Here is a 6278-nt window from a genome sequence, read left to right as displayed (position 1 = left end):
GTGAATCAGCTTGCTGGATGTCCAGCTTGTGCCTGAAGCAAAATCGTTTTTTTCAAAAAGTCGGACGTGATATCCACGTAAAGCCGCATCGCGTGCAACGCCGGCACCATTGATGCCTCCGCCAATGACGAGAATGGAAGGTTTTTTCATGTAAGGCGTGTCATGGATTTTTTGATATACCGGCAAGAGAAGAGCTTAAGCTCACGATCTAAAACCAATCTAACACTTAGCACATCATCCGCCGACTTGTGAAAAAACAGTATTCGCGCGAATCATATCTGAAATGGCGATCGGATGGTGCTCCGGTTTATCGCGAACAATACGCTCACGAATCCACGCTTCGAGTTCGGCATCGGATTTACCGGAACGAATAAATGATTTGATATCGAGACCTTCGTTGGAAAAAAGGCACCATTTGAGTTTACCGAGCGCCGTGAGGCGGATACGGTTGCATGCCGCACAAAAATGTTCGGCATACGGGTCAATAAACCCGATTTTCCCTGCAAATCCTTCGATCGCGTGCATTTTAGCCGGGCCGGACTGCACGGCTTCCGTGATCGGGATCAACGCATACTTCAGAGACACGATACGTTTCAATTCGTCCGTACGAATAATGTGCGATGCATCAAACGTGTTACCGAGATCACCCGAAGAAGGCATGTATTCGATAAAACGCACGTGCCATGAGCGTTCCCGAGCAAGTTCCACGAAATCAAAAATTTCATCATCATTGATCCCGCGCAAGACCACCATATTCAGTTTGATCGGTGCAAACCCCAAATCCGCAGCCTTCCGGATACCGCGCCACGTTTTTTCATATCCGTCAAATCGTGCCATTTTTTGAAAACGATCGCGGTGCATCGTATCCAAACTGATATTGAGGCGCTGTAATCCCGCAGCGCGCAATGGTTCGGCCAGTTCGTCCAACAAATAACCGTTGGTTGTCATCGCGTACGAACGTAACGGCAAACTCCCGATACGCCGTACCAATTCGACGATATCTTTGCGAACCGTGGGTTCACCGCCGGTGATGCGAATTTTTTCAATGCCCAGATTTACAAAAACACCGATGATACGTTCGAGTTCGTCGTAAGTCAGCAATTCCTCACGCGGCATAAACTGAACGCCATCGTGCGGCATACAATACACACAACGAAAATTGCATCGGTCGGTGACGGACACGCGAAGATAATCTATGGAACGGCCAAAGCCGTCAATAAGCGGCATATTCGCTTCCCGGTAAGATTTCGCACGAAAAGTGAGAGTATTTTGTCTGAAATGCAAGTGTGCATGGCACCAAAATTTGCTTGTTTTTGTGAACGACTCCGTATAGTTTCCCGCGGGTTCGTTCATCGCTTTCACTATTATTTATTATATATCAATTTTTTCATGAAGCCGACCGTCATTCTGATCGTTGACGATAATCCGCATATTTCCAAACTCCTGACGATGAATCTGGAGCAATCGGCGTTTACCATTCTTCATGCGATGGACGGCGAAGAAGGCCTCGCTAAAATCAAAACCGACAAACCGGACATCGTTATTTCCGATGTGATGATGCCCAAACTTGACGGTATCGCCATGTGCCAGCAAGTCCGAACCGGTTCGGATGTCCCGATGGTGCCTTTTATTTTCCTTACTTCGATGGATTCGGATATTACACAGAAACGCGGCTTCCGTATGGGCGCAGATCAGTATTTGATCAAATCGGAAATCAATCGCGATACGATCAACGGCAAGGTCAATGAAATCCTCAAACATATCCGCAAAATCGAAGAAATCCGCTCACAAAACTCCGATACTTTCAAAAGCGATTTGGGTGAATTGAGTTTTATCGAAACGTTGCAATACTTATATCTTCAGAAAAAAACAGGGACGCTTACGATCGTGCGGCAATTTTATCCGGAAGGAAAGATCATTGTTCGTAACGGTGAAATTTTAAGCGCGACGGTCGGTGATGATAAAGATGAAAAAGCATTGCTTACGATTTCCGGTTGGAAGCGCGGGACCGTTCAGTTTTTATCCGATGACGTATCGGCGATCACACCCACCGTCAAAACATCCACTGAAAATATTATTCTCGAAAGCTGCCGACTCACAGCCTAAGTATCCGATTTATTTTCCGCACCTACAAATCATCCCAAAATCATCAGCAAATCGCCACTTTCTACGATGGTCTTTACCCCCAATATGATTTCTTTGACTACACCGTCCTGAACGGCCGTAACGGTCGTCTCCATTTTCATCGCCTCAATGATACATAGCGGTTGTGATTTTTTGATTGTATCCCCGGGCTTGACTAAAACTTTAGACAACATGCCGGGCAAAGGCGAAGCCAATTCACCCGGTTTGGACGCATCGGCCTTTCGGTTTTGTACGCGCTTCACATTAAGAGAACGATCCTGTACGGTGATCGTTCGGGCTTGCCCATTGAGTTCGAAAAACACCTTGCGATTTCCGTCTTTATCCGCCTGGCTCACCGACAAAAGCCGTACGATGATACTTTTGCCCTGAGCGATTTCGATGATGGCTTCTTCGTTGGGTTTCATACCGAAGAAGAATATTTCAGACGGAATAACAGAGACCTGACCCCATTTTTGCTGATTTTCAAAATAATCGGTAAACACTTTGGGATAAAATTTGTATGACAAAAAATCCGTAATCGAAAGATTTGCATCAAACTGCTGTTTGAATGCTTCAAACTCTTTATCAAAATCCACCGGTGGCAGGTGTTTGCCCGGACGATCGGTCAGAGGCGTTTTATTTTTGATAATGACTTTTTGCAGTTTTTCCGGAAAACCACCGTACGGTTGTCCCAGATGCCCCATAAAAAATCCTTCCACAGATTCGGGAAAGGACATCGTTTCACCTTTCATCAAAACATCGGCGGCGGTCATATTATTAGCTACGAGGTATTGCGCCAGATCGCCGACCACTTTGGATGAAGGTGTTACTTTGATGATGTCGCCGAAGAGCATATTTACATCATGATACGTTTGTTTGATTTCTTCCCATTTTTCACCGAGACCCAGTGAGATCGCTTGCGGGCGCATATTGCTGTATTGTCCGCCGGGGATTTCATGATTATATACTTCGGCCGTTCCGGCTTTAAGATCCGTTTCAAAGGGATAATAAATATCGCGTACAGCCTCCCAATAATTGGAAAAAGCGTTAAGCGAAGTCATATCCACATCCACCTGATGTTCCGTATGACGCAACATTTCCACGATCGAATTAAAATTGGGCTGGGACGTCGTGCCGGATAATGCGCTGAGCGCGACATCCACTACATCTACGCCGGCTTCGATAGCCTTGACGTACGTAGCCGCCTGCACGGATGACGTATCGTGCGTATGAAGGTGAATGGGAATGCCGATATTGTCTTTAAGCGCGCGTATCAAAACGTCCGCCGCGTACGGCTTTAGCAATCCCGCCATGTCTTTGATTGCCAAAATATGCGCGCCCATACGTTCGAGTTCTTTGGCGAGTTCGACATAATATGTGAGTGAATATTTGTTGCGCTTCGGATCGAGGATATCGCCGGAGTAACAAATGCACGCTTCAGCGAGCGCACCGGTTTTATCCCTGACGGTTTCGATACTCAGCTTCATGCCTTCCGTCCAGTTGAGCGAATCAAAAATGCGGAAAACATCAATGCCTTCCCGCGCTGCCTCGATGATAAAGCGTTCGATCAGATTGTCAGGATAAGCCGTATAGCCGACGGCGTTGGCACCGCGAATCAACATCTGCAGCAGCGTATTGGGCATCGCGCGCCGCATCTGACGCAAACGATCCCACGGATCTTCATGCAAAAAACGCAGCGCCACATCAAAGGTCGCACCGCCCCACACTTCCATGCTAAACATATTCGAATGATGTTTTGCCCAGCTTTCCGCGATGCGCATAATGTCGTACGTGCGCATGCGTGTAGCAAGCAACGACTGGTGCGCATCCCGCATCGTACAATCGGTAAACATCACCTTCGGTTGATCCATCACCCATCGGGCAAACTTTTCCGGGCCGAGAGTGTCTAATTTTTGTTTGGCCCCGTCGGGGAAATCACCGTAACGGTCGTACGCCGGAATACGCGGTTTGATGAATACTTTTTTGTCATCGCGTATTTTGACATCAGGATTACCGTTGACAACGACATCGGCGATATAACGCAAAATACGCGTCGCACGATCGCGGCGTTTGACAAACTGCAGCAGTTCGGGGTGATCCTTGATAAAATTGACGGTTGCACGGCCTTCACGAAAAATCGGATGACGCACGACATTTTCCAGAAAAGGAATATTAGTGCGGACGCCACGGATACGAAATTCGATCAATGTACGGTACATACGATCGCACGTTTCCTCGAAAGACAAACCCCACGCGGAGACTTTGACCAACATCGAATCAAAAAAAGGACTGATACGAATACCCGGCCCGATACTGCCTCCGTCCAATCGAATACCAAAACCTGCCGCACTGCGGTAGGCCAAGATCGTACCGTAATCGGGTTTGAATTCGTTACTCGGATCTTCCGTCGTAATGCGGCACTGGATCGCATAGCCGTTGTAATAAATACGCGATTGATCGTCCAGTTTAAGCCGTGGATCACTCAATGGATATCCCTGTGCAATAAGAATTTGCGTTTTGACTAAGTCCACGCCCGTGATCATTTCCGTCACGGTATGTTCCACCTGAATGCGCGGGTTGACTTCGATGAAATAAATATTCTCTTCTTTGTCGAGGAGAAACTCCACGGTACAGATATTCTGGTAACCCACGGCGGTTGCGATTTGTACGGCATAGTGATAGAGACGTTCACGGGCATCGCGGCTGACGGTAAGCGCCGGAGCTATTTCTACGACTTTCTGGAAACGCCGCTGCACACTGCAGTCACGCTCAAACAGATGAACGACATTGCCGAAATGATCCGCAACGATCTGCACTTCCAGGTGCTTGGGATCGTCTATAAATTTTTCGATAAACACCGTATCGTCACCAAACGCATTGCGCGCTTCGCCCCGTGCTTCATCAAACCGCGCCCGTAGCTCGTCTGCATTACGAACAACGCGCATACCGCGTCCGCCGCCGCCCGCCGCCGCTTTGATCATCACCGGATATCCGATGCGCTGCGCTTCCCGTTCGGCCACGGACGTATCCTTCAAAATCTCCCGATTACTTTCGATGATCGGAATGTTATTTTCGCGCGCGACTATCTTGGCAGCTATTTTATTACCGAGTTTGTACATGATTTCCGAATTAGGCCCGACAAAAATAATCCCGTGATCTTCGCACGCTTTGACAAATTGATCATTTTCAGAAAGAAAACCGTAACCGGGATGAATCGCATCCGCTCCGACCTTTTTCGCAAGGTGAATGATCTCATCAATATTCAGATAAGGCTTCAGCGGATCGTCGTCCGCACCGATCTGATACGCTTCGTCAGCCTTGTATCGGTGCAGGGAATAGCGGTCTTCGTATGTATAAACGGCAATGGTTTCAATGCCGATTTCGCTGCACGCACGAAAAATGCGAATCGCAATTTCACCGCGATTGGCGACGAGGAGTTTTTTGATGGAGCGTATCATAAACAGGTAGGTTTGTGTAAACGATAATCCCACAAAGTTAATGCATTTTGACTGATAAAAGCGAAGAAGTTTTTTAAATACAATTCGTTCATTATGACCGATACCAAGACATACCGTCCTATAATCGAAACGACACAATAGAAGCGTATAAACTACATGCTTTTAAACTATCGCTGACTCAGGCGATGAAAATGGATTATCCTTTTCACAACTTTATTTGAAAAAAAAACTTGCGCAACCGAATAGTTTCATTTATATTGCAACCAATAAGTTGCACGTTTTTTGTACACACGTGAAAGCATGTATATGAGGTCAAAAGTATTTTTTGCGGTTTGTCTCTTGTTCGGGTTGATGTTTATCAACGCCGGGCTGAATAAATTTCTCAATTACATACCCGTTCCACCCGATTTACCTGAAAAGATGGTAAAACAGTCTGCCGCGTTTTTGGAAATCGGATGGCTTTTACCCCTTGTGGCTACGGCTGAAATCATAGGAGGAATTCTTTTTATCATTTCAAAATTCAGGCCGCTCGGCGCTATCATTATTTTCCCCGTGATGATCGGCATTGTAATGACACACATTACCGTGGCGCCTTCCGGATTACCGATCGCGCTTCTATTGTTAACGATCAACCTCTTTATTATTTACGATAACCGCGAAAAATACATAGCCATGATTAAGTAATTTTTATTCACA

General features: G+C 46.7%; 5 protein-coding genes. 2 read left to right on the top strand and 3 right to left on the bottom strand.

Going from position 1 to position 6278, the window contains the following annotated elements:
• On the bottom strand, positions 1–150 hold a 150-nt coding region (locus HUU58_14690; protein NUN46922.1), incomplete at its 3' end, for an FAD-dependent oxidoreductase.
• Positions 151–234: 84 nt separating this feature from the next.
• Positions 235–1227: a GTP 3',8-cyclase MoaA gene (gene moaA, locus HUU58_14685; protein NUN46921.1), complete on the bottom strand. Its 993-nt coding sequence runs from the start codon at positions 1225–1227 to the stop codon at positions 235–237.
• 162 nt (positions 1228–1389) lie between these two features.
• Between moaA and HUU58_14680 the strand changes: the two genes are divergently transcribed.
• A complete protein-coding gene (locus HUU58_14680; protein ID NUN46920.1) occupies positions 1390–2106 on the top strand; it encodes a response regulator in 717 nt (238 codons plus the stop codon).
• Between the two features lie 29 nt (positions 2107–2135).
• Here HUU58_14680 and HUU58_14675 read toward each other — a convergent pair whose 3' ends face one another.
• Positions 2136–5582 (bottom strand): pyruvate carboxylase, encoded by a 3447-nt coding sequence (locus tag HUU58_14675; GenBank protein NUN46919.1) that lies wholly within the window; start codon positions 5580–5582, stop codon positions 2136–2138.
• Positions 5583–5888: 306 nt separating this feature from the next.
• Between HUU58_14675 and HUU58_14670 the strand changes: the two genes are divergently transcribed.
• Complete coding sequence (locus tag HUU58_14670) at positions 5889–6266, top strand: DoxX family membrane protein (GenBank protein ID NUN46918.1); 378 nt, start codon at positions 5889–5891, stop codon at positions 6264–6266.
• Positions 6267–6278: the final 12 nt, after the last annotated feature.

The sequence above is a fragment of the bacterium genome, assembly GCA_013360215.1.
Taxonomy (GTDB): domain Bacteria; phylum CLD3; class CLD3; order SB21; family SB21; genus JABWCP01.
This window is presented reverse-complemented; position numbering and strand designations above follow the sequence as displayed.